At 66.3% G+C, this 20,637-nt stretch carries 21 protein-coding genes; 8 read left to right on the top strand and 13 right to left on the bottom strand.

Annotated elements, in window-relative coordinates; translation table 11 throughout:
• Positions 1-6 precede the first annotated feature (6 nt).
• The 4 genes from CYFUS_RS33855 to CYFUS_RS33840 form a co-directional block, all read right to left on the bottom strand.
• On the bottom strand, positions 7-777 hold the full coding sequence (locus CYFUS_RS33855) for an amino acid ABC transporter ATP-binding protein (protein WP_095992393.1): 771 nt from the start codon (positions 775-777) through the stop codon (positions 7-9).
• A gap of 16 nt (positions 778-793) precedes the next feature.
• Positions 794-1,579 carry an amino acid ABC transporter permease gene (locus tag CYFUS_RS33850; protein ID WP_095988985.1) on the bottom strand — a complete coding sequence of 262 codons (786 nt, stop codon included), beginning with the start codon at positions 1,577-1,579 and terminating at the stop codon, positions 794-796.
• A 40-nt stretch (positions 1,580-1,619) separates the two neighbouring features.
• A complete protein-coding gene (locus CYFUS_RS33845; RefSeq protein WP_095988984.1) occupies positions 1,620-2,381 on the bottom strand; it encodes an ABC transporter substrate-binding protein in 762 nt (253 codons plus the stop codon).
• A 163-nt stretch (positions 2,382-2,544) separates the two neighbouring features.
• A complete protein-coding gene (locus CYFUS_RS33840) occupies positions 2,545-3,408 on the bottom strand; it encodes an alpha/beta fold hydrolase (RefSeq protein ID WP_232536964.1) in 864 nt (287 codons plus the stop codon).
• Positions 3,409-3,621: 213 nt separating this feature from the next.
• Between CYFUS_RS33840 and CYFUS_RS33835 the strand changes: the two genes are divergently transcribed.
• From CYFUS_RS33835 to CYFUS_RS33820, 4 genes are all read left to right on the top strand, one after another.
• A complete protein-coding gene (locus CYFUS_RS33835) occupies positions 3,622-4,626 on the top strand; it encodes a DUF6310 domain-containing protein (RefSeq protein WP_095988982.1) in 1,005 nt (334 codons plus the stop codon).
• Complete coding sequence (locus CYFUS_RS33830; RefSeq protein ID WP_095988981.1) at positions 4,627-5,385, top strand: DUF5953 family protein; 759 nt, start codon at positions 4,627-4,629, stop codon at positions 5,383-5,385. It begins immediately after the preceding gene.
• Positions 5,386-5,505: 120 nt separating this feature from the next.
• Positions 5,506-6,537 (top strand): DUF6310 domain-containing protein, encoded by a 1,032-nt coding sequence (locus tag CYFUS_RS33825; RefSeq protein ID WP_095988980.1) that lies wholly within the window; start codon positions 5,506-5,508, stop codon positions 6,535-6,537.
• Positions 6,518-7,270, top strand: a complete 753-nt coding sequence (locus CYFUS_RS33820; RefSeq protein ID WP_095988979.1) for a DUF5953 family protein — start codon at positions 6,518-6,520, stop codon at positions 7,268-7,270. The genes CYFUS_RS33825 and CYFUS_RS33820 overlap by 20 nt, the downstream gene beginning before the upstream one ends.
• 233 nt (positions 7,271-7,503) lie before the next feature.
• Here the strand turns inward: CYFUS_RS33820 and CYFUS_RS33815 are convergent, their stop codons facing one another.
• The 7 genes from CYFUS_RS33815 to CYFUS_RS33785 all read right to left on the bottom strand — a co-directional run bounded on the left by CYFUS_RS33815 (position 7,504) and on the right by CYFUS_RS33785 (position 14,377).
• A complete protein-coding gene (locus CYFUS_RS33815) occupies positions 7,504-7,845 on the bottom strand; it encodes a hypothetical protein (RefSeq protein ID WP_095988978.1) in 342 nt (113 codons plus the stop codon).
• A 92-nt stretch (positions 7,846-7,937) separates the two neighbouring features.
• On the bottom strand, positions 7,938-8,513 hold the full coding sequence (locus CYFUS_RS33810; protein WP_157758809.1) for a hypothetical protein: 576 nt from the start codon (positions 8,511-8,513) through the stop codon (positions 7,938-7,940).
• A gap of 457 nt (positions 8,514-8,970) precedes the next feature.
• Entirely contained in the window at positions 8,971-9,774 is an 804-nt protein-coding gene (locus CYFUS_RS33805) for a hypothetical protein (protein ID WP_095988976.1), read from the bottom strand.
• Between the two features lie 81 nt (positions 9,775-9,855).
• A complete protein-coding gene (locus CYFUS_RS33800) occupies positions 9,856-10,599 on the bottom strand; it encodes a PH domain-containing protein (protein ID WP_095988975.1) in 744 nt (247 codons plus the stop codon).
• Positions 10,596-11,141, bottom strand: a complete 546-nt coding sequence (locus CYFUS_RS33795; RefSeq protein WP_232536963.1) for a PH domain-containing protein — start codon at positions 11,139-11,141, stop codon at positions 10,596-10,598. Before CYFUS_RS33795 ends, CYFUS_RS33800 begins: the two co-directional genes overlap by 4 nt.
• 22 nt (positions 11,142-11,163) lie before the next feature.
• Positions 11,164-13,797, bottom strand: a complete 2,634-nt coding sequence (locus CYFUS_RS33790; protein WP_095988974.1) for a serine/threonine-protein kinase — start codon at positions 13,795-13,797, stop codon at positions 11,164-11,166.
• 214 nt (positions 13,798-14,011) lie between these two features.
• On the bottom strand, positions 14,012-14,377 hold the full coding sequence (locus tag CYFUS_RS33785; RefSeq protein WP_095988973.1) for a hypothetical protein: 366 nt from the start codon (positions 14,375-14,377) through the stop codon (positions 14,012-14,014).
• Between the two features lie 85 nt (positions 14,378-14,462).
• Between CYFUS_RS33785 and CYFUS_RS33780 the strand changes: the two genes are divergently transcribed.
• The gene (locus CYFUS_RS33780) at positions 14,463-15,614 is read left to right on the top strand and encodes an IS4 family transposase (RefSeq protein ID WP_095991839.1); all 1,152 of its coding nucleotides are present in this window, start codon (positions 14,463-14,465) and stop codon (positions 15,612-15,614) included.
• 171 nt (positions 15,615-15,785) lie between these two features.
• Here CYFUS_RS33780 and CYFUS_RS33775 read toward each other — a convergent pair whose 3' ends face one another.
• Together CYFUS_RS33775 and CYFUS_RS33770 are read right to left on the bottom strand one after the other, a co-directional pair.
• Positions 15,786-16,661, bottom strand: coding sequence for a tetratricopeptide repeat protein (locus CYFUS_RS33775; protein ID WP_095988972.1), 876 nt, complete (start codon positions 16,659-16,661; stop codon positions 15,786-15,788).
• 14 nt (positions 16,662-16,675) lie between these two features.
• A complete protein-coding gene (locus tag CYFUS_RS33770; RefSeq protein WP_095992391.1) occupies positions 16,676-18,214 on the bottom strand; it encodes a helix-turn-helix domain-containing protein in 1,539 nt (512 codons plus the stop codon).
• A gap of 459 nt (positions 18,215-18,673) precedes the next feature.
• Between CYFUS_RS33770 and CYFUS_RS33765 the strand changes: the two genes are divergently transcribed.
• The 3 genes from CYFUS_RS33765 to CYFUS_RS33755 all read left to right on the top strand — a co-directional run bounded on the left by CYFUS_RS33765 (position 18,674) and on the right by CYFUS_RS33755 (position 20,599).
• A complete protein-coding gene (locus CYFUS_RS33765; protein WP_095988971.1) occupies positions 18,674-18,931 on the top strand; it encodes a hypothetical protein in 258 nt (85 codons plus the stop codon).
• Between the two features lie 109 nt (positions 18,932-19,040).
• Positions 19,041-19,886, top strand: coding sequence for a DUF692 domain-containing protein (locus tag CYFUS_RS33760; RefSeq protein ID WP_095988970.1), 846 nt, complete (start codon positions 19,041-19,043; stop codon positions 19,884-19,886).
• Positions 19,883-20,599 (top strand): DNA-binding domain-containing protein, encoded by a 717-nt coding sequence (locus CYFUS_RS33755; protein WP_095988969.1) that lies wholly within the window; start codon positions 19,883-19,885, stop codon positions 20,597-20,599. The genes CYFUS_RS33760 and CYFUS_RS33755 overlap by 4 nt, the downstream gene beginning before the upstream one ends.
• The last annotated feature ends 38 nt before the right edge of the window (positions 20,600-20,637 follow it).

Genomic DNA, 20,637 nt, shown 5'->3' with positions numbered 1-20,637 from the left:
GCGCTGTTAATGCGCGAGCTGTCCCAGGAATCCCCGGATCCGCTCGTTTTGTTGTCTGTCAAAGAACTCGTCGGGAGGCGCCTCCTGAAGCAGGCTGCCCTGATCGAAGAACAGGATCCGATCACCGACGTCACGGGCGAAACGCATCTCGTGCGTGACGACGATCATCGTCATGCCCGAGCGGGCGATGTCCTTCATCACGTCCAGCACCTCGTTGATCATCTCGGGGTCGAGGGCGCTGGTGGGCTCGTCGAAGAGCAGGATTTTCGGTTGCATCGCCAACGAGCGCGCGATGGCCACACGCTGCTGCTGACCGCCCGAGAGCTGGTGCGGGTATTTGGTCGCGTGGTCCTTCAGGCCCACGCGGTCGAGCAGCTCGAGCGCCGCGCGCTGGGCGTCCTGGCGTGGAGTCTTGCGGACGCGGCGTGGCGCGAGCGTGATGTTCTCCATCACGGTGAGGTGCGGGAACAGATTGAACTGCTGGAACACCATGCCCACCTCGCGGCGGATGGCATCGAGGTTCTTCACGCTGTCATTCAGCTCGATGCCATTCACCACGATTCGTCCGGAGTCGTGCTTCTCGAGCCGGTTGAGCGTGCGCAGGAACGTCGACTTCCCGGAGCCGGAGGCACCGATGATGACCGCGACCTCGCCCGCGTGGAAGCGGGTGGAGACATCGCGCAGGACATGCGCGGCGCCGAAGTGTTTGTTCACACCCTCCACGGTGATGAGCGGCGTTTGTTGCGAGGCGGTGGGGGGAGGCTGGGCGGGCGGCATGTTCATGCGTGGGGCCTCAGGACCGCTGCTCGATGTCGAGCCGCTGTTCGATGGCACCCGAGATCTGGGTCAGCACGGTCGTGAGGAAGAGGTAGATGCACGCCGTCGCGATGAACACCGGCACGGGCTGGAACGTGGCGGCCTGCACCCGGTTGCCGATGTTGGACAGCTCCACGACGCCGATGACATACGCCAGCGAGGAGTCCTTGAGCAGCGCCACCAGGTTGTTCACCAGGGGCGGCAGCGCGATCTTGAAGCTCTGCGGGAACACGATGTGGAGGAAGGTCTGCGCGGGCGACAGGCCCAGGGACCGGGCCGCCTCGGTCTGCCCCTTGGGAACCGCGAGGATGCCGGCCCGGAGCGCCTCGGCGTTATAGGCCCCCACGTTCACCGCGAGCGCCGCGGCCGCCGAGTTGAAGTCCGAGAGCTGGATTCCGGGGATGAGCATCGGCAGGGCGAGGAACACGAACAGCACCTGCACGAGCAGCGGTGTGCCGCGGATCACCCAGATGTAGAGCCCGGCCACCCAGCGCAGCGGCGGGAAGGGCGCCAGCTTCGCCAGGGCGGCGAGCACGCCGAGCACGACGCCGACCAGCCCCGAGACGAGCGTCAGCTGCACGGTGACGCGCGCGCCTTCCGCGAACTCCTGCGCGGCGGGGCCGATGGGCTCGGGCACCAGCGCGAGGGGGATGGCGAGGAGCCACAAGAACGCCACCAGGACGACGACCGCCAGGACAATGGTGGCGTTGCTGCGCTGTTGGCGCGTCCAGGCCTGGGGCCAGACAGAGAGAAGACCGTTCATTGAGGCGTCCGGCGCGGAGTGATGTCGTCGCGGCGAGCGCTCACCGGCAGCGGATATCTTCGTTGAAGTACTTCTTGGAGAGCGCCTCGTACGTGCCGTCGGCCATGACTTCCTGGAGGGCCTTGTTGATGGCCTCCACGAGCGAGGTGTTGCCCTTCTTCACCGCGGGGGCGATGTGCTCGATGAACACGAAGTCGCCAATCGTCAGGCCCGCGGAGGGGGCCGCCGCCAGGGCGGCCTTGGCGACGAACTTGTCCGTCACCCACGCATCCACGCGACCACTGACGAGCGCGGCGCGCGCGTCGGTATCCTTCGGGAAGTTCTTCACCTCCTTCACCTTCGCGAGCTTCTGGACGTTCTCCAGATAGGTGGTGCCCGTCTGCACCGCCACCACCTTGTCGGCGAGATCCTCTGTCTTTCGGATGGCCGGGTTCTTCGCGACGATCACCCCGCCCGAACAGTAGTGGGGATTGGTGAAGGAGACGGCCTTGGCTCGCACGGGAGTGACGCCAAACGACGCGATCACCATATCCCAGCGATCCTGGCGCAGGCCGGCGAGGAGCGCATCGAACGCGAGGGCGCGCCACTCGATCTTCACACCCATCTTCTTGGCCAGCGCCTCCGCGAGCTCGATCTCGAAGCCCGTGAGCGTCGGGCCCTGGAAGTAGTTGAAGGGAGGGAAACCGCCTTCGGAGGCGACGATGATCTTGCCGTCCTTCTTGATCTCCTCGAACGTCCGAGCCTCGACAAGGGTGGTTACGAGGCACAGCGCCAGGGCGACAAGTTGGCTCAGCAATTTCATGTGGACAACCCCTCCGCGGATGCAGGCGCGCGGAGACTATTGCACCCGCCCCTTTCGAAACAAGGCTGACGATCAGAACTTCTCGCCTCGAATCAGGGCTCCGGGTTCTGGATGGGCGGGATGGCCACGTTCGACACGTAGAGGCGAGCCGTTGGGTGCGGACTCAGCGGACCTCGTGCTCGGTGATCATCGCGAGCTGCGTCTCCACGCTCAGGTCGCGTGAGCCCATGTGGCCATGGGGATAGGAGGTGAAGACCTTCTGGCCCTCCTGTCCGGGGATGGGGCCGGTGCTCCCGGCGATCCCCACGCCGAGGATCTCATCGGCCTGGGACCAGATGCTGTAGACGTGGTCGCCCTCGTCGTGCTCCGTGGCGTTGATGTCGCTCAGGAACTTGGAGAAGGGGTGCAGACCCGTCTCCAGGTTGGTGGTGGGCACCAGGTTGCCCGTGAGCAGGGCCGATGCCAGGCCGTGGTTGGCGCCAGCGATGCCCACGAAGGTGTCCACGCGGCCGGTGAGCGGAGCGCCGAGGTCGAAGTGGTCGCCGCCGTAGGGGTCATATCCCGGGCCGCCCTGGATGGCCTTGCGGGCCAGGGTGACACCCATGGAGTGGCCGATGACATCCACCTTGCGCGCGCCGGTGTACTCCTGGACGGCCTGGATGAAGGCACGCACCTCCTCCTCGTAGTGCCGGGAGTGGTGCTGCTGGCTGGCGAGCCGTGGATCCTGGGGTCCCCAGGTCATGGCGTACATCTCCGAGGGCTTGTAGCCCTGGGCGGCGAAGCCCTCGATGGACTCCTCCCAGCCGGCGGCGCTGTCGGAGTTGCCGTGGATGAAGATGACGGGCTCGCGGGTGAGCTTCTCGCCCGCGCTGTCCCGGCCGCCGAAGGAGGGGACATCCCCCTGGGCGAAGTCGTACTTGCCGTAGCCGTTCGCCTGCAGCCAGCGCTTGAAGTCCGAGGAGAAGCGCGAGTCCTTGGACACGTCGACCCCGGCCGCCGGGGCGGGCGTCCTGGGCGCGACGGGCATTGGGGAAGGTCGATTCGTGACGTGCTGAGTCATCGCGGTCTTCCGGGGAAAGGGGGTGGTTCTGACATCATCGCACCCGCCACTGGAAGGTTGCGTCCGACGACCTGAGCCTGAGGCCGCCCCACACGCAAGGCCCAGCGAGCGGGACTGTGCTGGCATACTTCAAAGGAGGTCAGGCCAGGCTCGCGGCACCCTCGCTGGAAGGACGTGACGATGCGCTTGCAAACCTGGAGTGCTCTGCTGCTGCTCACCGCCTGCGCGAGCGCACCCGCTCCGAGGTCGGTGCCACGGCCTCACGTCGTCGCGTCGACGCCCACTTCGGGCCCGCGCATCCGGCTCGTTTCCGCGCCGATGGAGCCGGCGCCGCAAGGGTCGCGGATTGGAAAGGAGGACTTGGACCAGGCCAGGGCGTTGTTGTCTCGGGCTCGCGAGGACTTGGAGCCGCGTCAGTGGGAACAGTTGGACCGTAAGCTCACCGCGGCGGAACGGGCCTTCGAGCGCTTCTCGCGCGCCGCGAGGACGAGCGGGCAAGCCGCCGAGGTGGTGCGCAGAGCCGAGGGTCTCGCCCAGGTTGGGCGCGCAAGTGAAACCCCTTTGGCGCTCTCCAGGGTAGGCCCGGTGCTCGTGGCCCTCGTCCTGCTCTGGCCCTCCAACACCGCCGGACCGGAGGCTGACAGCCGCCCGCCCTGGGTCGACGCTCAACGGGAGTTCGAGGCACGGCTGCGGGACGTCTCGGCGTCCTCGCGGCAGCTCATGGCGGGGCTCGAGGCTCAGCCTCGTGCGGCGAAAGCACCGGCTCGGGAGCCCTCGCCGCAGAAGCAGCCCGCGTCCGCCCTCGTGGAGGAAGACGACCCGAGATGCAAGCCCATCCCATTGCCGCGCCACTTCGGCGGGCATGACCCGCACAACAAATGCGCCGACAAGATGCCGAACAATAGCTTCCCTGGCGGGGATGTATATGTGAATGGGAAGAACTTCGATGCGCTGCAACTGGCCACGCGTACGTTGTGGGAAGTCAAGACGGATGATTTCGACATACACTCGTCTCATTCTCAGAGGTTCTTTGCCAAAATGAAGTTGCCGGAAATGCAGCGCGAGAAAAGACTCGCAGAAGCATGTGGGTACAACTTTGCCGTTGGTGTGCGGAGCGCCGCACACAAAGCCGCGCTGCTTGAGCTAGACCCTGAACTCACAATCGTTATCATGGATTGGTGTTGAATGACAGCCACACCAAGCTCCCTCACCCTTGCCGTTTACGCGCCTGCGCTCGTGGGCGACGATGGGCGCCCGCTTGCCGTGGTTCATGGAATGGAGCGCGCACTGCCCGGTTTGCGGCTGGCGTGGACCCTTTCTGAAAAGGGAAGCTTCATTGCATTGACTCACCGCGACGAATGGGTTGCGGCAGACAGGACAGACGGTGGATTTCCATTCCTTTGCAACGATGACGAAAGCCGCCCCGTGACGCTGACCGGATGGGAAAACCCAAGCGGTCTTGCCATGGGGAGTCCGCCGCGCTTTGAAGTCCATGCGTCGCTACCACTGGACGCAGCCGGCGTCGCAGCGGCAGCGGATGTGCTGGATGCTATAGGGGAGGGCGCGCGCGCGGTTTGGGGGCATGCGTCGCCAAACGGCCATGGTCAGATAGTGGCCCAGCAGTTTCGCCGCCCAGGTGATGAGCCGCATGTTCCACCCCACGGATTGCCCTCGCTCAAACTCCCACGGTACAACCCTACGCCTGAGATTCCCCATTACCTCGGGTGGCTGAACTACTGGTCGGCCGCAGCCGCGGAAGCCATCGGGTTCCCGGACTCGGCTCGCGATGCGGAGCTGCTGTCACGCGCACGGCGTACCGCGACGGGCGGGTGGGTTGTCCGGCTCACCGATGAGCCGCTCGACCTGGACAACCCCGCCCACTTGGACGCGCTGAAGCGGGCCTACGAGCGCTTCCCGGAGATCGGCGGGCGAGCTGTCTCTTGAGACCGACACCATTCTGAGGCCGCCCCACACGCAAGGCCCGGCGAGCGGGACTGTGCTGGCATACTCCAAAGGAGGTCAGGCCAGGCCCGCGGCACCCACGCTGGACGGGAGGACGTGTCGATGCGCTTGCAAACCTGGAGTGCGCTGCTGCTGCTGCTCACCGCCTGCGCGAGCGCACCCGCTCCGAGGTCGGTGCCACGGCCCTACTCCGTCGCGTCGACGCCCACTTCGGGCCCGCGCATCCAGCTCGTTTCCGCGCCGATGGAGCCGGCGCCGCAAGGGTCGCGGATTGGAAAGGCGGACCTGGACCAGGCCAGGGCGTTGTTGTCTCGGGCGCGCAAAGACATCGAGCCGCGTCAGTGGGAACAGTTGGACCGCAAGCTCACCGCGGCGGAATGGGCCTTCGAGCGCTTCTCGCGCGCCGCGAGGACGAGCGGGCAAGCCGCCGAGGTGGTGAGCAGAGCCGAGGGCCTCGCCCAGGCTGGGCGCGCAAGTGAAACCCCTTTAGCGCTCTCCAGGGTGGGCCCGGTGCTCGTGGCCCTCGTCCTGCTCTGGCCCTCCAGTACCGCCGGACCGGAGGCTGACAGCCGCCCGCCCTGGGTCGACGCTCAACGGGAGTTCGAGGCACGGCTGCGGGATGTCTCGGAGGCCTCGTGGCAGCTCATGGCGGAGCTCGAGGCTCAGCCTCGTGCGGCGAAAGCACCGGCTCGGGAGCCCTCGCCGCAGAAGCAGCCCGCGTCCGCCCTCGTGGAGGAAGACGACCCGAGATGCAAGCCCATTCCGGTGCCGCACCTGGGCGGAAATGACCCGCACAACAAGTGCGCCGACAGGATTCCGAACAACAGCTTCCCCGGCTGGGATGTGCTCGTGAATGGGAAGCACTTCGACGCGCTGCAACTCGCCGTGCGCACGCTGTGGGAGGTGAAAACCACCGCCATCGAAACGTATAATCCTTATATTCAGCGAATGGAGCTTCAAAAGCAGGTGGAGGAAGGGCTGCACGAGCGAGCCCTGGCAGCAGCCTGTGGGTACCAATTTGTCATCGGTGTGCGGACCTTGGCTCACAAAGAGATGCTGGAACTCGCGGAGCGCCGTCTCACTGTTGTCCTCATGCCGTGGTGTCGAGAGCCCCATGATGAAGAACACCCTTAACATCAAGGTCTACGCGCCTGCGCTCGTGAGTGATGGCAAACGCCCCCTGGCCATTGTCCATGGACTGGAACGTACGCTCCCCGGCATACGCTTGGAGTGGACTATCTCTGAAGATAGACAGCTCGTGGCCCTGCCTCATCGTGATGCGTGGCTCGCTCAGGCGATCAGACGTGGAGGCTTTCCAATCATCTGCAACAACGATGAGAGCCACCCCGTGACAATCTTTGGATTGGAATCACCCGCAGAGACAGGGCCAGGGGGCCATGCACTGCTCGACGTAGACGCGCAACTGCCACTGGATGCAGCCGGCATCACGGCGGCAGTGGATGTGTTGGAGGGGGTGTCAGAGGGTGCACGCGCATACTGGGGTCATGCGACGCCGTTCCGTGCGGGCGTGGAGATCTCGCGGCAAACGAGGGATCCGGTACGCAAGCCGGGAGTTCCGCCCCGGGAACTGCCAGTGCTCAAGCTTCCCGAGGACATCCGCTCGCCCGAGATTCCGCATTGCTTGGGGTGGCTGAACTACTGGTCGGCCGCAGCCGCGGAAGCCATCGGGTTTCCGGACCCGGCCCGCGACGCGGAGCTGCTGTCACGCGCACGGCGTACCGCGACGGGCGGGTGGGTTGTCCGGCTCACCGATGAGCCGCTCGACCTGGATAACCCCGCCCACTTGGACGCGCTGAAGCGGGCCTACGAGCGCTTCCCGGAGATCGGCGGGCGAGCTGTCTCTTGAGACCGGCACCATTTGAAATGGTCGTCAGCTCAGGGCTCGATGGACTGTGCTGGCTTGCCTCCCCGGTCCCGATCCTTCGAGATGGGTAGATAGCACTTGCCCTTGTACTCGGCCTGGACGTCCTTCAGTGAACGTGCCCCGGCTTTGTGGACACACCCAATAAGGTTGGCTACATGGAAGGTAGTGTGTCCATGGAACGAAGTCCATGGAACGAAGGAAGAGTGCGTCCCGTCTTACTCCCACAGGAATGCGACCAGGCGCCCAAGTGGCTGGGATTGCTGAACCCACGCTGCGGTGGGGTCGACAGAAGCGATGTCTCTTTTTTTGATCCACTGCACTCGGGTGGCCGATGCCGTCACGACGCTTGAGGCAAAAGCCGTCAGTACAATCTCTGCTCGGCTGCTGTTTCGCCCACCTTCCGGGAAGGGGACAATCCGGCCAAAAAGCTCATCAATCTTCTCTGAATACTCGCCGAACCAATCCAGAGGAGAATAGATGACCCACCACCTGTCCCGACGAAGCGCCGTCACGGGACCCGAGGTGACCAGGATGGCCTCGGTGACAATCGCGCTCATGGCTCTTTCCGGTGACGGTTCCCCGCCTAGGAATATCGAGGGCCTGGCCCTGACAGCGGCAACCGGATCGTCAATAAGGGTAAATTCGTCGCTCATCTGGGCCTCACCACAATCTGACCTGCCTGCCGCAGTTCGTTGAATAACTCGAAGGCTTGGATTGGAATAAAGAACTCGTTTCCCAAGTCATGCATATTGCCGAGTGGGGTCTGGCCGAATTTGGCTCCTGCTGCCGTGAGGCTTTTCGTGGCCTCCGTCGAGAGGGTATACTCAAGAACGCCCCCGGGACTTCTTCGTGCAGCGTAGTAATAGGCCGCCGCATCATAGCTGTCCGTGAGGTAGAACCCAGCGGGTCCATCGAGCTTCTTTGCCATGGCCTTGGCGGCGTCCAATGTCTCGCCTCGCAGTAGTCGTCTCGCGCTGTCGATGTCGGTACCATGGAAGAAGGTCTGCCCCATTCTCGTTGAGGCATTGTTCGCTCCTATCTTGGATGCAACAGCAGCGGATACACCCTTGGTGGATGAGTTCACCCCATTGCCAATCGCCATTTCCAGAACGCTTACGACTCCAGCCATGCCCTGGAGATACTGGCCATTGAACTGATCCCGAGCGTCATCCAATTCGTCCGTGCCGAAGTTCTCCACCCTCGAGTAAGGAGCGTTCTCATTCATGAAGGAACGTCGCTCCTCAGCCGGCATCTCCATCAGCTCACCCGCGGAGATGCGATCCGGATGTTGTCTCCCCCTCGGCTCTCCTGAGACAGGTACGACAACTCTTCCTTGGCCTCCAGTGCGGTTCTCGGCGCTACTCGTGGTGATGGGACGTTCCTGGTCCGGTACGGGAACCGGACACACGTGACGGCCACAGCAATTGTCACACTCCTTGGCTCGTTCCATTTGTCCCACCGTTGGGGTGGGCTTTTCTCTCGCAGACGCGGAAAGAGGTTGCAGAAGAGCCATCAAGAGTAGAGAGATGGCAAGAATGTGAACACGGGAGAGGACTGCTGACAGGTGCGAGCGGGATTGAGGCTGCAACACATCTAGCTGAGAATCACACGCCGGGGAGTAGATTCGTACAAGGATCTGGGACGCCATCGCTGGTGCCAAGGGGCCAGTTGCTCGCTTCAGCTCAGGGCTCGATGGACTGTGCTGGCTTGCCTCCCCGGTCCCGATCCTTCGAGATGGGTAGATAGCACTTGCCCTTGTACTCGGCCTGGACGTCCTTCAGACAGGGAGGACGTCGTTCCACCGTGAACCAGCATCCCCCGTTGATCTCCACCTCATCGAGTTGGGGATAGCAGGGCGCGGTTGATTGATTCCGAAAGGGCTTGCTGGGCATGGGATAGGCGATGGCCGTTTCGCCCGGGATCGTCGAGCTGCCCATGTTCGTCGCCTCTGGCGAGGGCATTCCCTTGGTCGCCGTGGCGGGGGATGCGTGTCTCGGGTCGATGGAATCGCGCTCGGAGCAAAGCCAGACACCGAGCCCCAGCGAGAGCACGACGAGCGCCGCGAGCGCCAACCCACGTCCGAAGCGTGACTCCCGGGCCGTCGGAGGTGGCGCCGATGGCATCGCGTGCGGTCTGGGTTTGGAGGCAACATGGGCTCGCACCTGGGGGTTGTCTTCCACGCGTGTGATCGCCGCAGTGGTCAGCACGAGGATGTTGGCCACATCCGAGAGATCGGGTGGCGCGGGAGCCTCTTCCACCTTCACGGTCACGGTGGACCACTTCGGGTCGAAGGTGAGCTGGACGCGCAGGGGCCCCTCGGGTTGCCAGTTCACGTTCGTGCTAGGTTGCAACAGGAGTACCGGCGCCCCCGTGCCCTCCTGCCAGGCCTCGTAAAGGCGCCCCAGGCCCGGTCCCAGATCGTCATGTCTCGCGCCCAGGTAGAACGCGCCCAACCTGTCATGCGTCCAGTGTTTCTCATCCGCCATGTTCCGCTCCTTTGCCGCGTAGGCAAGCGGAGTTGACCTCTGGAGTCAACTGTCTTGGAGGAGCCTGTCGGGTTCGATTCGTCACGAGCGGGCACGCAGCCGCGCCACGTGGGCGGCGATCTCCCTCAGGGCCTCCAGGTGCGCGGGGGTCCAGCTCGGAGATGGGCTGGCCGGGTGCAGCTCCGTGTCGTGCTCGTCACCCAGCCCCGTCGAGCGGGAGGCTCGCACCCGCGTCATGATCTGCTCTCGCAGGTCCGTGGGGGATTCGACCCCCTGGATCAGTCCGACATGGCTGGTGTGCTCGAGCTGTTGGTGAGGGCCGCTGCCTCCGCCTCCGGCCGTCTCGATCACCAGATCCGAGAAGCCGAAGAGCCGCTGGAGTGGACCCTGGGTGATCTTCACGTTCTGGACGTTCTCGAAGGTGATGGTGGTCTCGTGGATCGTCCACACGCCGCGCCGGATGCGCAGGGAGCGGTCCGACAGGACGTACCAGGTGGTGTCATAGCCCAGGTAGATGGACACATAGCTGGCGAGGCTCATGACGAGGACGACGGCGAACACGGGCACGAGCACCGCCACCGCCAGGATCGGGCGGGCGATGAGGATGACGAGGCCCACCGCGGTCATCGGGAGCACCGTTGCGAGCAGGCCGAGCCAGAAGCCCACCTTGCGGTAGAGCAGCCAGCCGTCGCACGGGCGCATTGCCACGACCTGGTTGCTGGGAAGGGTCGGCGGCTGGCGTGGCACGCGGAACAGCTCCGTCAACACGGCCCAGACGCCCTGGTACACCCACGCGGAGGCTTGCCTCGTGAGCGGCGCTTTCATGAGGAAGAATCCTCCCGGGACGAGGGGGACCCGGCGATGACCGCCAGGTCCGCCGCGATGCGCCGCAGCAGGACCAGGGCTTCATCCGAGGGCTCCGCGGGAGCACCCGCGAGAGCGGGCGGGGCGGCGGGCTCGGCGAGTCCCCGGGCGCCGCGCATCTTCGTGTAGAGGAAGTCGCGCAGCTGTTCGAACTCGAGGATGCCCTCGATCTGCATCTCGGGGGTCGCGCTGCCGCTGGCGGTCTGGATGCTGACGGTGGCCAGTCCCATCCATCGCTGGAGGATGTTCCGGGTGACGTGGATGTCCTGGATGCGCCGGTAGGTGAGGTGGATCTCCCGCCGGAACAGGATGCCCCAGCTCATCGACACCCCGTCCTCGCCGAACGAGTACTTGAGCGTCTCGTACCGGAAGAAGCTCACGAGCCAGGCGATGGGAAAGGCCGCCAGCGCGGCCAACGATACGAGGGTGTAGTAGCGCAGCAGCACGGGGGCGGGCCGGGTGAGGCCGCGCGGATCGAAAGGAGGAGGGGAGGCTGGAGCCATCGTCCGGCGAGCGTACCTCTCCTCAAGGGTGGGTGTGCGTGGCGAGCCACTGCTCCGTCCGGGCCTTCTCGGGATGCCCGAGCCGCCGCCAGTAGGCGTGGGCCTCGGTGGCCAGCTCCCGGGCGCGCGTGGGGGCGGTCCCGAGGCTCCAGAGCGTCTGGGCCAGCTCGAATTGCACCTCGGCGCGGGTGGACTCCTGCGCCCGTGTCAGGGCGCGCTCGAGCAGGGGGCTGGCCTCGGCGGCTCGGCCCTGGATCCGTCGCAGGTGACCCAGGCCGAGCAGGGAGTCGGCGATGCTGGGGTGCTCGGCTCCCAGGAGCTTCTCCTTGAGCGCCAGCGCCTGTTGCTGCCGCTCTTCGGCTTCCGGGTAGCGTCCCAGGTCCGCCAGTACGGAGCCCAGCAGGGTCAGGGGAGCGGTGCGGAAGGGATGCTCGGGTCCCAGTTGCTTGTCGATGAGGGCGAGTGCCCGCTCCAGGGGGATGAGTGCCTCCTCGGGCCGCTCCAGCTTCCAGAGCACCATGCCCCGGCTGATGAGGGCGTGGACCAGATAGGGATGCTCGGGGCCCAGCACGTCCTCCCAGAGCGCCTGGGCGCCCTCGATGTGCTTCAGGGCCTCCGCATAGGCGCCCCGTTGGAGCAGGGCGGTGCCGAGGTTGCTGTGGAAGCCCGCGATGTAGGGGTGCCGGGGCCCGCGGACCTGTTGCCACAGCGCGAGCGCGCGCTCGAAGCAGGACTGGGCCTCGTCGTAGTGGCCATCGCTCATCCACAAGGTGCCCAGGGCGTTGAGGGCCTCGGCGCGGGCCAGGGCGTCCTCGGTGCGCGACGCGACCGCGGAGGTGATCAGCGCCAGGCCCTCCGCCTCCTGGTAGCGGCCCTGCCGATCGCCCACCAGCAATGTCAACAGGCCCCAGGCCCGGGCGTGCAGCGCGTCATCCCGGCCCTCGGCGGCCAGGGGAATCGCCTCGCGGACGCGGGCCTCGGCGCGCTTGAACTCCCCGGCGCCCTCCAGGTTCTGGGCGAGCTGGTACTGGGCCCGCGCGCGCAGCGGGAGGTAGGGCACCTCGGTCACCCGGGGCAGCAGCGCCTCGCCGAACGCGATGCCCTCGGCATACTTGCCCGACTCGTAGAACGCCTCCAGCTTGTCCACCTCGTTCTGGAGGGACTCGGCCCGGGCGCGCACCTGGGGATTCTCCGGGGGCGGCACGGCGGCCGTGAGCACCCGGGCGTCCGCGCAGTACTCGAGCGGAGGCAGGCCCTGGGCGGCCTCCACGGCGCGGGGCAGCAGCTCCGCGTCCGAGCCCCGGCCGAGCAACCCGGTGAGCGCGCGCAACCGGCCGTGTGCTCGCTCCAGGCAGTACTCCTTCAGCACCGCCAGGCTTCGCGGCTCTCCGGCCTGGTCGCGCGCCTCCTCGCACGCCTCGGTGCGCATCCGCGTCCAGGTGCGGGTGTAGCCCTCCAGCGTCTGGAACACGCGGTCGGCGGTGGCGGGCGCGTAGTCCAGGTTCGTGCCTTCCAACGCCCGCCGCACCCGCTGCCGCACGGAGTCGTCCCAGACGCCCGCGAGTTCTCGCTCGAGGTGGGCGCACTCCGGCCCCTCGTCGCGCTGCTGCATCCATCCCCCGGCGGCCAGCGCCGCCAGTCCCAGTCCGGCCGAGACCCGGACGAGTCGGCTCAGCCGCTCGCGGCGCCGGACGTCGGGATCATCCGACAGGGCCTTGAGGAGCGTGGACATGGAGGCGGGGCGCTGCTGGGGATCGACGGACAGGCCCTGGAGCACGGAGCGCATCACCCACGCGGGCAGGTGCGCGGGAGGGGGGTTGATGCGGCCCTCGAAGCGGGCCCGGGTGCGCTCGACGTCCGTGTCGCCCACGAAGACGGGCTGGTCGCAGAGCGCCTCGTAGAGGGCCATGCAGAAGGAGTAGACATCGCCGCGTGCGTCGGCCGGGGCGCCGCGCAGGATTTCGGGGGCGAGGAAGCGGGGGGTCCCCACGACATAGCCGGCGAGGGTGAGCTCGGCGTCCCAGGCGCCCGGCCGCGCGGTAGAGGGTGGGGGCGCTTCGACGAGGGTCTGGGTGCGCGCCACGCCGAAGTCCGTCACGCGCACGCGTCCGTCGCGGCCGACGAGCACGTTGTCGGGTTTGAAGTCGCGGTGGATGAGACCGGCCTCGTGAGCGGCGGCGAGTCCGTGCCCCGCGGCGAGGAAGGAGTCCAGCACCTCGCGCCAGGGGCGGGGCTGCTCCTGCATCCATTGGCGCAGCGTCTGTCCCTCGACGTACTCCATGGCGATGAAGAACGAGTCATCCTCCAGTCGGCCCGAGTCGTAGACGGCCACGACGTTGGGGTGGTTGAGGCGGGCCATGGCCTGGGCCTCGCGCACCATGCGCAGTTCCGAGCGGGCATCGTCCTCCGGCTCGGTGCGAGCGCGCAGCAGCTTGAGGGCCACGCGCCGGTCGAGCTGGGCATCATAGGCGGCGAGGACGAGGCTCATGCCGCCCTCGCCGAGCGGTTGCAGCACGGTGTAGCGCCCGGCCAGCGTCGTGCCCGATGCGGGCACCTCGCGCGGGATGGACCTGGGCCGCTCCTCGGACACCGTCACCGTCTTCTCGGAGGACTCGAAGGCGCCTTCCTCCTCCGCTGGCCACTCCGTGCCGCTCATTCCGCTGCTCCCCGTGTTACCGGATAGTCGAGTAAAAACGGGAGCGTATCCGATACTCGGAGTGAATGGAGGACAAGGGTGGGGAGCACCTTGCGGCCCTCGGCGAGGAGGCTCTGTCACGAAGATGACAGTGGGTCCCTGGATGGCATCGGAGACCCGGACGTGATTCAGGGGCGAGTTGTCGCAGGCCAATATGCGGTTTTGTTGGGCGCTTCTACTCAGACGCTGGAGGATTGTTCTTCATCAGTTCTTCGGGCAGGGGCATCCTGATGAATCGGAGTCCCGTTCCTTTTCGCTGCGGCATGACTTGGAAGCCTTGCCCCGCGATCCTGACGAGATCTCCGTCCCTTGCCGTTCCACCTGCCAGCCATATGTCGGCTTCTTCTCTCGTCGAGAACGTTTGGGAAATGACGACGTAGTCAATGGCTGGAGTGTAGAACGATCGAAAGAACTCGCGATAGTCATCCAATTTCTGGGTTTCGCGAACGTAGACAAGAGCCACTGCGGCGATTCGGAGTGCTTCGTCTTCAGGAGATCCCTCTGGATACCTTTCGTTGATGGTACGCAGGATCTGAGCCATCCCCTCATTTTAACAGGCGAGCAAGGGAGCGCCGCGTAGGCCGAGTAGTGCGAGAAGTAGGACCCGCATGCTTACTTCTGCGGTCATGCGTAAGCCTCGCCTTGATGACCAGCAGGTGCATACCTTTCTGGAGTCCCTCTTCGAAGAAGACCTGCACGCCAAGCGCGTGTTGTCCCTGGCCTACGCGGTCCTGGGTGTCATTCACGCTGCCAGCCTGGGGGTTCATCTCATTGGCAAAGCCCTGGCGTGGGCGCGAGGCACCAAGAGCAAGCATGGGGTGAAGCAGGTGGACCGGCTCTTGTCCAACCAAGGGATTGATGTCTGGGCGCTGTTCGCACAGTGGGTGCCCTTTGCCTTGGGACAGAGAAGCGAGGCACTGGTGGCGCTGGACTGGACGGACTTCGATGCGGATGGGCAGACAACGCTGGTGGCGTCGTTGGTGGCGAGCCATGGACGCACGACGCCCCTGGTCTGGCTCACGGTGGAGAAGTCCGCCTTGGAGGGGATGCGCAATGACGTTGAGGATTTCGTACTCAATCGACTGCGGCAGGTGGTGCCCGAGCGGGTGCGGCTCACACTACTGGCCGACCGGGGCTTTGGAGACCAGAAGTTCTATGCGCTGCTCGAGCAACTGAAGTTTGACTACGTGGTGCGCTTCCGTCAGTGCATTCAAGTGATGGATGAGACGGGAGAGAAGAAGAGCGCGGGCGAGTGGGTGCCCGAATCGGGCCGGGCGGTGCGCATGGTGGGAGCGCGAGTCACCCAGGACGAAGCGCCCGTGGGAGCTGTGGTGTGCGTGAAGCAGAAGGGAATGAAGGAGGCGTGGTGCCTGGCGACGAGCTTGAAAGAAGCGACGGCGGCCTTCGTGGTGGGGCTGTATGGCAAGAGGTTTCGAACGGAGGAAACATTCCGCGACATGAAGGACTTGCGTTTTGGAATGGGCCTGTCGTCGGTGAGGGTCCGCTCGACGGAGAGGCGGGACCGGCTGCTGTTGGTGAGCGCGCTGGCCTGCGCATTGCTGACGCTGCTGGGGGCGGCGGGGGAGAGCTTGGGGATGGAGCGCTACCTCAAAGCCAACACAGTGAAGACGCGCACCTACTCACTCTTCCGGCAGGGCTGTGAGTATTACCAAGCCATCCCGATGATGCCGGAGGAGCAGCTCGTCCCGTTGATGAAGCGATTCGCTTCGCTGTTACGTGAACAGCCAGTTTTTCAGGAATTTCTCGGCCCAATATGAGGGGATGGGTCAGACGCAGGATTTCAAAGACGGAGTTGGTGTCAAAATTGTGATTGTATGTCATTCCGATGTCCGGACTGTATTCTCAGAAATGACATGGGTTCGGATTTCTAGCCTGGGTGTGCTCACCACTCGAGTGGGTGGTGAGCACAGGCCGCTCCGCCCGGGGCCCTACACCCCGCGCGAGTCGAAATGGGCGAGCACCTTGCGGGCCTTGGCCACGTCTTCTCCGCGGCCCTGGTGCTCGAAGAGCGGGATGACCGTCTCGAGCTCGGTCCGCGCGCCCTTCCAGTCCTGCATGAAGGTGCACGCGATGCTCAAATCCCACCGCGCCCGCGACTCGTAGGCATGGTCGTGCAGTTGCGAGTACAGCTCCGCGGCCTGCTGGAGGTGGGGCCGCGCCGCCTCGTGGTTGCCCAGGAGTCCCTCGGCCTCGCCCAGCAGCAGCTCGCACAGCGCCAGGGCCTCCATGTCGATTTCCGGCTCCTTGCGCAGCACCTGCAGCGACTCGGCGAAGCGCTTGCGCGCGGCCTCGTACTCGCCCGCCTCCATGCGGATGTCGCCGATGTCCAACAGCAGCCGGGCCACCCGGGGCCCGTTCTTCGCCTGCCGGTAGAGCAGCAGCGCCTCCTGGAACTTCTCCTCGGCGCCCTTGGGCTGGCCAATCGCTCGCAGCGACTCTCCGATGGCCGCCCGGCACAGCGCCTCGTTCTCCTGATCCTTCAGGCCGTTGAAGAGCAGCGTGGCCTGGGCGATGTGCTCCACGGCGCCCCGGTGATCCCCGAAGTGGGCGCGTGCCACCCCGAGCCCGAAGAGCACCTGGGCCTGGCCCTCCTTGTCCCCCGCCGTCTGGAAGAAGCCCAGGGCCTCCTCGTAGTGGCGGCGGCTCTCGGCGTGCTCCTCCAGCATGCCGTGCAGCTCGGCCAGGTGGACGAGTCCCCGGCCCGTCTCCGCCGGGTCTCCGGTGATGCGCGTCACGGCGAGCGCGTTGCGCTGGTCTTGGATGGCTTGGAGGATGTGGGCGCGTTCGGTGTCGTGGTGATTCATGGAGGGCGGGGGGGCTAGTTTTCCTCGGCCTTGTTACGGCGGCGCGGCGCCTTGTCCAGCGATTCCGCACGGCCGGCCTCGTGGACCAGCAGGGGCGAGAAGAAGCAGTCCTTCTTGGTGTACTCGTCGAAGGAGAAGGCGAAGCGGTAGCTGGCGGCCGCGCGCTGGTTGCAGTCGGTGCGCTCGCAGAAGCGGCAGGAGATGCCGCTGGGGACGGCGTCCTTGCGCAGGTCCGTGGTGGGCAACCCGTACGCCAGGTACTTGGCGTTCTCCGCGTGCGTGCCCAGGCCGATGGAGTAGGCCGTGCCGCGCACGATGGAGCCCTCGATGGGCTGCAACTGCACCTTGGCGAAGCAGAAGTAGGACGTGCCGTCCGGCATCATCGAGTACTGCCGGGTGATCTGCGACGGGTTGAGGAAGGCCAGGTGCACGGCCCACTTGCCGCACGAGCCCCCGCCGGTGGCGAACTTGATGCCGGTGCCGCTGTAGCGCTTGGAGATGTTGCCGGCGATGTCCGCGCGCAGGAAGTGGAAGGGCAGGCCGCGGCGCTTGGGGTCCGACAGGTTGCACAGCCGGTGCGCCACCGTCTCGTACGTGGTGCCGAAGAGGTTGGACAGCAGCTCCACGTCGTAGCGTGTGCGCTCCACCTCCTTGAAGAACTCCCCGTAGGGCAGCATCAGCGCGCCGGCGAAGTAGTTGGCCAGGTTCACCTTGATGAGCCGCAGCGTCTCCGCGTGCCGGGTGCGCACCGCGCCCACGATGCGCTCCACCAGCTTCTCCTGATCCAACATCAGCAGGCCGATGGAGGCGGCGAGCTGGAACTTGAGGGGCTGCTCGGTCAGGTCCGGCGAGAGGATGAGCTCCTGGTTGTCCGGATCCAGGCGGCGCACCACCGAGGAGCCGCTGGAGGCGGCCTCCAGGCGCACGCGGTAGCCGAAGCGCTCTTCCAGCATGGGGACGAGCTGGGGGCTCGACAGCAGGCGCCCGAGCTTGAAGTCGCGCCGCAGCGCCTCGGCCTGCTCCTCCAACTCGGGGAAGTAGTTGTGGTGCGACTCGAGGAAGTCGCTCACCTCGTCGAACGGGGAGTAGTCGAAGCGCGGCCCCTCCGAGCTGCCCGGCGCCGCGTTCATGCGCGAGCGCTCCTCGGAGTTGAGCTGCGCGAGCACGTTCTCCAACTGCGTGCGCGTGTTCTTGTAGAGGTTGAAGAGCGCCGCCACCGTGCCGGCCAGCTTCGGCTCCGCCGACAGGCTCTGCAGGGACTCGGAGTCGATGTCGAGGCTCTTGAGCAGCGGCTCGTCCAGCAGCTTGGCGAGCGCCTCGTCCACCCGGCCCTCACCCAGCGTGGACATGAACTGCTCGGGATCCTGATCGAAGTAGCGCAGCGCCTTCCACAAGAGCGGGAAGGGCATGACGCGCTTGCCCTTCTCGATGAGGTTCAAGTACGCCGGGGACACCCCCAGATCCTTCGCCGCGTCCGTCTGCTTGATGTTCCGGGCGAGCCGCAGGCCGCGCAGCTTCAGTCCCACGTTGGCGTTCAGTGCGTTCTCGTTCATCGCCATCTCTGGGCCGGCGCCCATGGCCCGCCGGCTCCTCCGTTCCTCGAACTGTGCGAGCGCGTTTACTGATTTGCAATCGGCGTTTTCGGAGAAAATATCCCGGACTCCCGAGGCTCCGGGAGTCCCTCAAGGCAGACGCCTCGCCCGTTTTCGACATTCCAAGCCATTGATTCAACAGGGGGTTTTTGGGCTCCATGGACTGGGGTCCAAGGGAGCGGGCGGGCTGTCAAATTCCATTCACCTCGTTTACCGCCACCTGGACAGGGAGGCGGAAAACCCAGCAACTCCCGAGAGGGTGGGCGTCGCACGGGCATGGAATTCCCAAAGCCGTGTTCTCCCCGGTGTAACCCCATCGGGCGCCGGGCGTATGGTGGCGCGGGCTCCCTTCGTCTCCGGGCGAGGGGAGTTCTCCGCCAGGTGCATCCGACCCCGGCCCGACCCCTGAAAGGAAACGCCATGAACCTCAAGACCCTGACCGCCCTCGTGGGCTCCCTCTCCCTCGGCACGCTCGCGACCGGCTGTGCGACCGCCAAGACCGCGGCCGCTCCGGCCGAGCAGGAGAGCACGAGCGCTCACGCGGCCAGCGCCGTCCCCGCCGAGTCCTCCACCGCCCCCGCCGCCGAGGGCACCGCGACGCCCTCGACCGAGAAGTCCAGTGAGCACAGCTGTGGCTCGGGCGGCTGCGGCGCCAACGGCTGTGGTGGCAAGAAGTAGCCGTCGAAGAAGCCTTCCTTCAAGGATGGCCCCCGGTGCTCCGGGGGTTGTCTCCCGGGCGGTGGGGCTTTTCTTCCCGCCGCCCGTGTCTTTTCTGCGAGGAGCCGACATGCCGGTGGCACACGCGCGAAGGTGGGGCGGCGAGCCGCTCGGGGTGGGAATCGGGCTGCGGCGCGAGTTCTATGCGCGGCTGCCGGAGACCCCCCGTGCGCTGGATTGGGTGGAGATCGTCCCGGAGAACTTCCTCACGCTCGGCGGCCGTCCACAGCGTGCGCTGGACGCGTGCCGCGAGCGCTGGCCGGTGTTGCCGCATGGGGTGGCGCTGAACGTGGGCGGTCCGGAGCCACTGGACGAGGCCTACCTCGCCGGGCTCCAGGCGCTGGTGGAGCGGCTGGACGCGCCCTTCTTCTCGGATCACCTCTGCTACGCGCGGCTGGGGGGAGCCTACCTCTACGATCTGCTGCCGCTGCCCTTCTCGCCCGAGGCGGTGGAGCACGTGGCGCCGCGGGTGCGCGAGGTGCAGGCGCGCGTGGGCCGGCCCTTCCTGCTGGAGAACCCGAGCTACTACGCGCGCATGCCCGGCGGCACCCTGGCGGAGGCGGACTTCCTGCGGCACGTGGCCGAGGAGGCCGACTGCGGCCTCTTGCTGGACGTGAACAACGTGTACGTGAACGCGTGCAACCATGGCTATGAGCCGCGCGCCTTCGTGGACGCGCTGCCGCTGGAGCGCGTGGGGCAGATCCACCTCGCGGGGCACGAGCGGCGGCCCGACGTCCTCATCGACACGCATGGGGCACCCGTCTGCGATGAGGTGTGGTCGCTCTACCGCTACGTGCTCGAGCGCACCGGGCCGGTGCCGACGTTGATCGAATGGGATCAGGACATCCCCTCGCTGGAGGCGGTGCTGGACGAGGCGGATCGGGCGCGGGCGCTCCTCCAGGGGGTGGCGCGATGAAACCGGGACTGCGTGGCTTCTTCGAGTCGATGGAGGCGTACTTCACGGACCCGGGGCCGGAGGCGCTCGAGCGGCTGTACTCGACGCACCCGGGCTGGGACGCGCCGCGCTCGCGCGTGGCGCTCTATGGCCAGATGGTGCGCCACCATGGCGAGGCCACCCTGGACAAGCTCTACCCGCGGGTGCGTGGATGCGTGGAGCCGGCGCTCTGGGCGGAGCTGGTGCGGGCCTACGGTGCCTCGCGTCCTCACCGGCCCTTCGAGATGAACCGCCTGGGCGAGGGCTTCGCCGGCTTCCTCGCGGACGAGGCGGGGGCTCGGGGGCTGCCGGACTTCCTGCCCGCGCTGGCGCGCTTCGAGTGGACGGACTTCGCGGTGTACACGTCGATGGAGCCCGTGCCCGCGCGCGTGGAGCGCCTGACGGTGAATCCGACGCTGATGATGTTGGAGCATCCCTTCCGGCTGTGCGCGTTCATGCGGGCCGGGGGAGGGCAGCGGCCGGAGCCCGGACAGGAGCTGGCGCTGCTCTGGCGTCACCCGGAGCGCCTGGTGACGATGTACCTGGAGGCCGAGGAGCGCTCGTTGTTGGTGTTGAAAATGGCGGTGGAGGGGCTGGAGCCCCATCAGGTGGCGGAGGCGACGGGCGTGGAGGAGGCGGTCATCCGTGCCGCCGTGGACACCCGGGTGGCCGACGGTCTCGTCCTGGCGCCCTGAGGGCGCTTCGCGCTTCCCCTGGCGGAGGCGTTGGGCAG

The organism is Cystobacter fuscus, assembly GCF_002305875.1.
Taxonomy (GTDB): Bacteria; Myxococcota; Myxococcia; order Myxococcales; family Myxococcaceae; genus Cystobacter; species Cystobacter fuscus_A.
The sequence above is the reverse complement of the archived record's forward strand: the minus strand, read 5'-3'. Positions and strand labels throughout refer to the sequence as shown.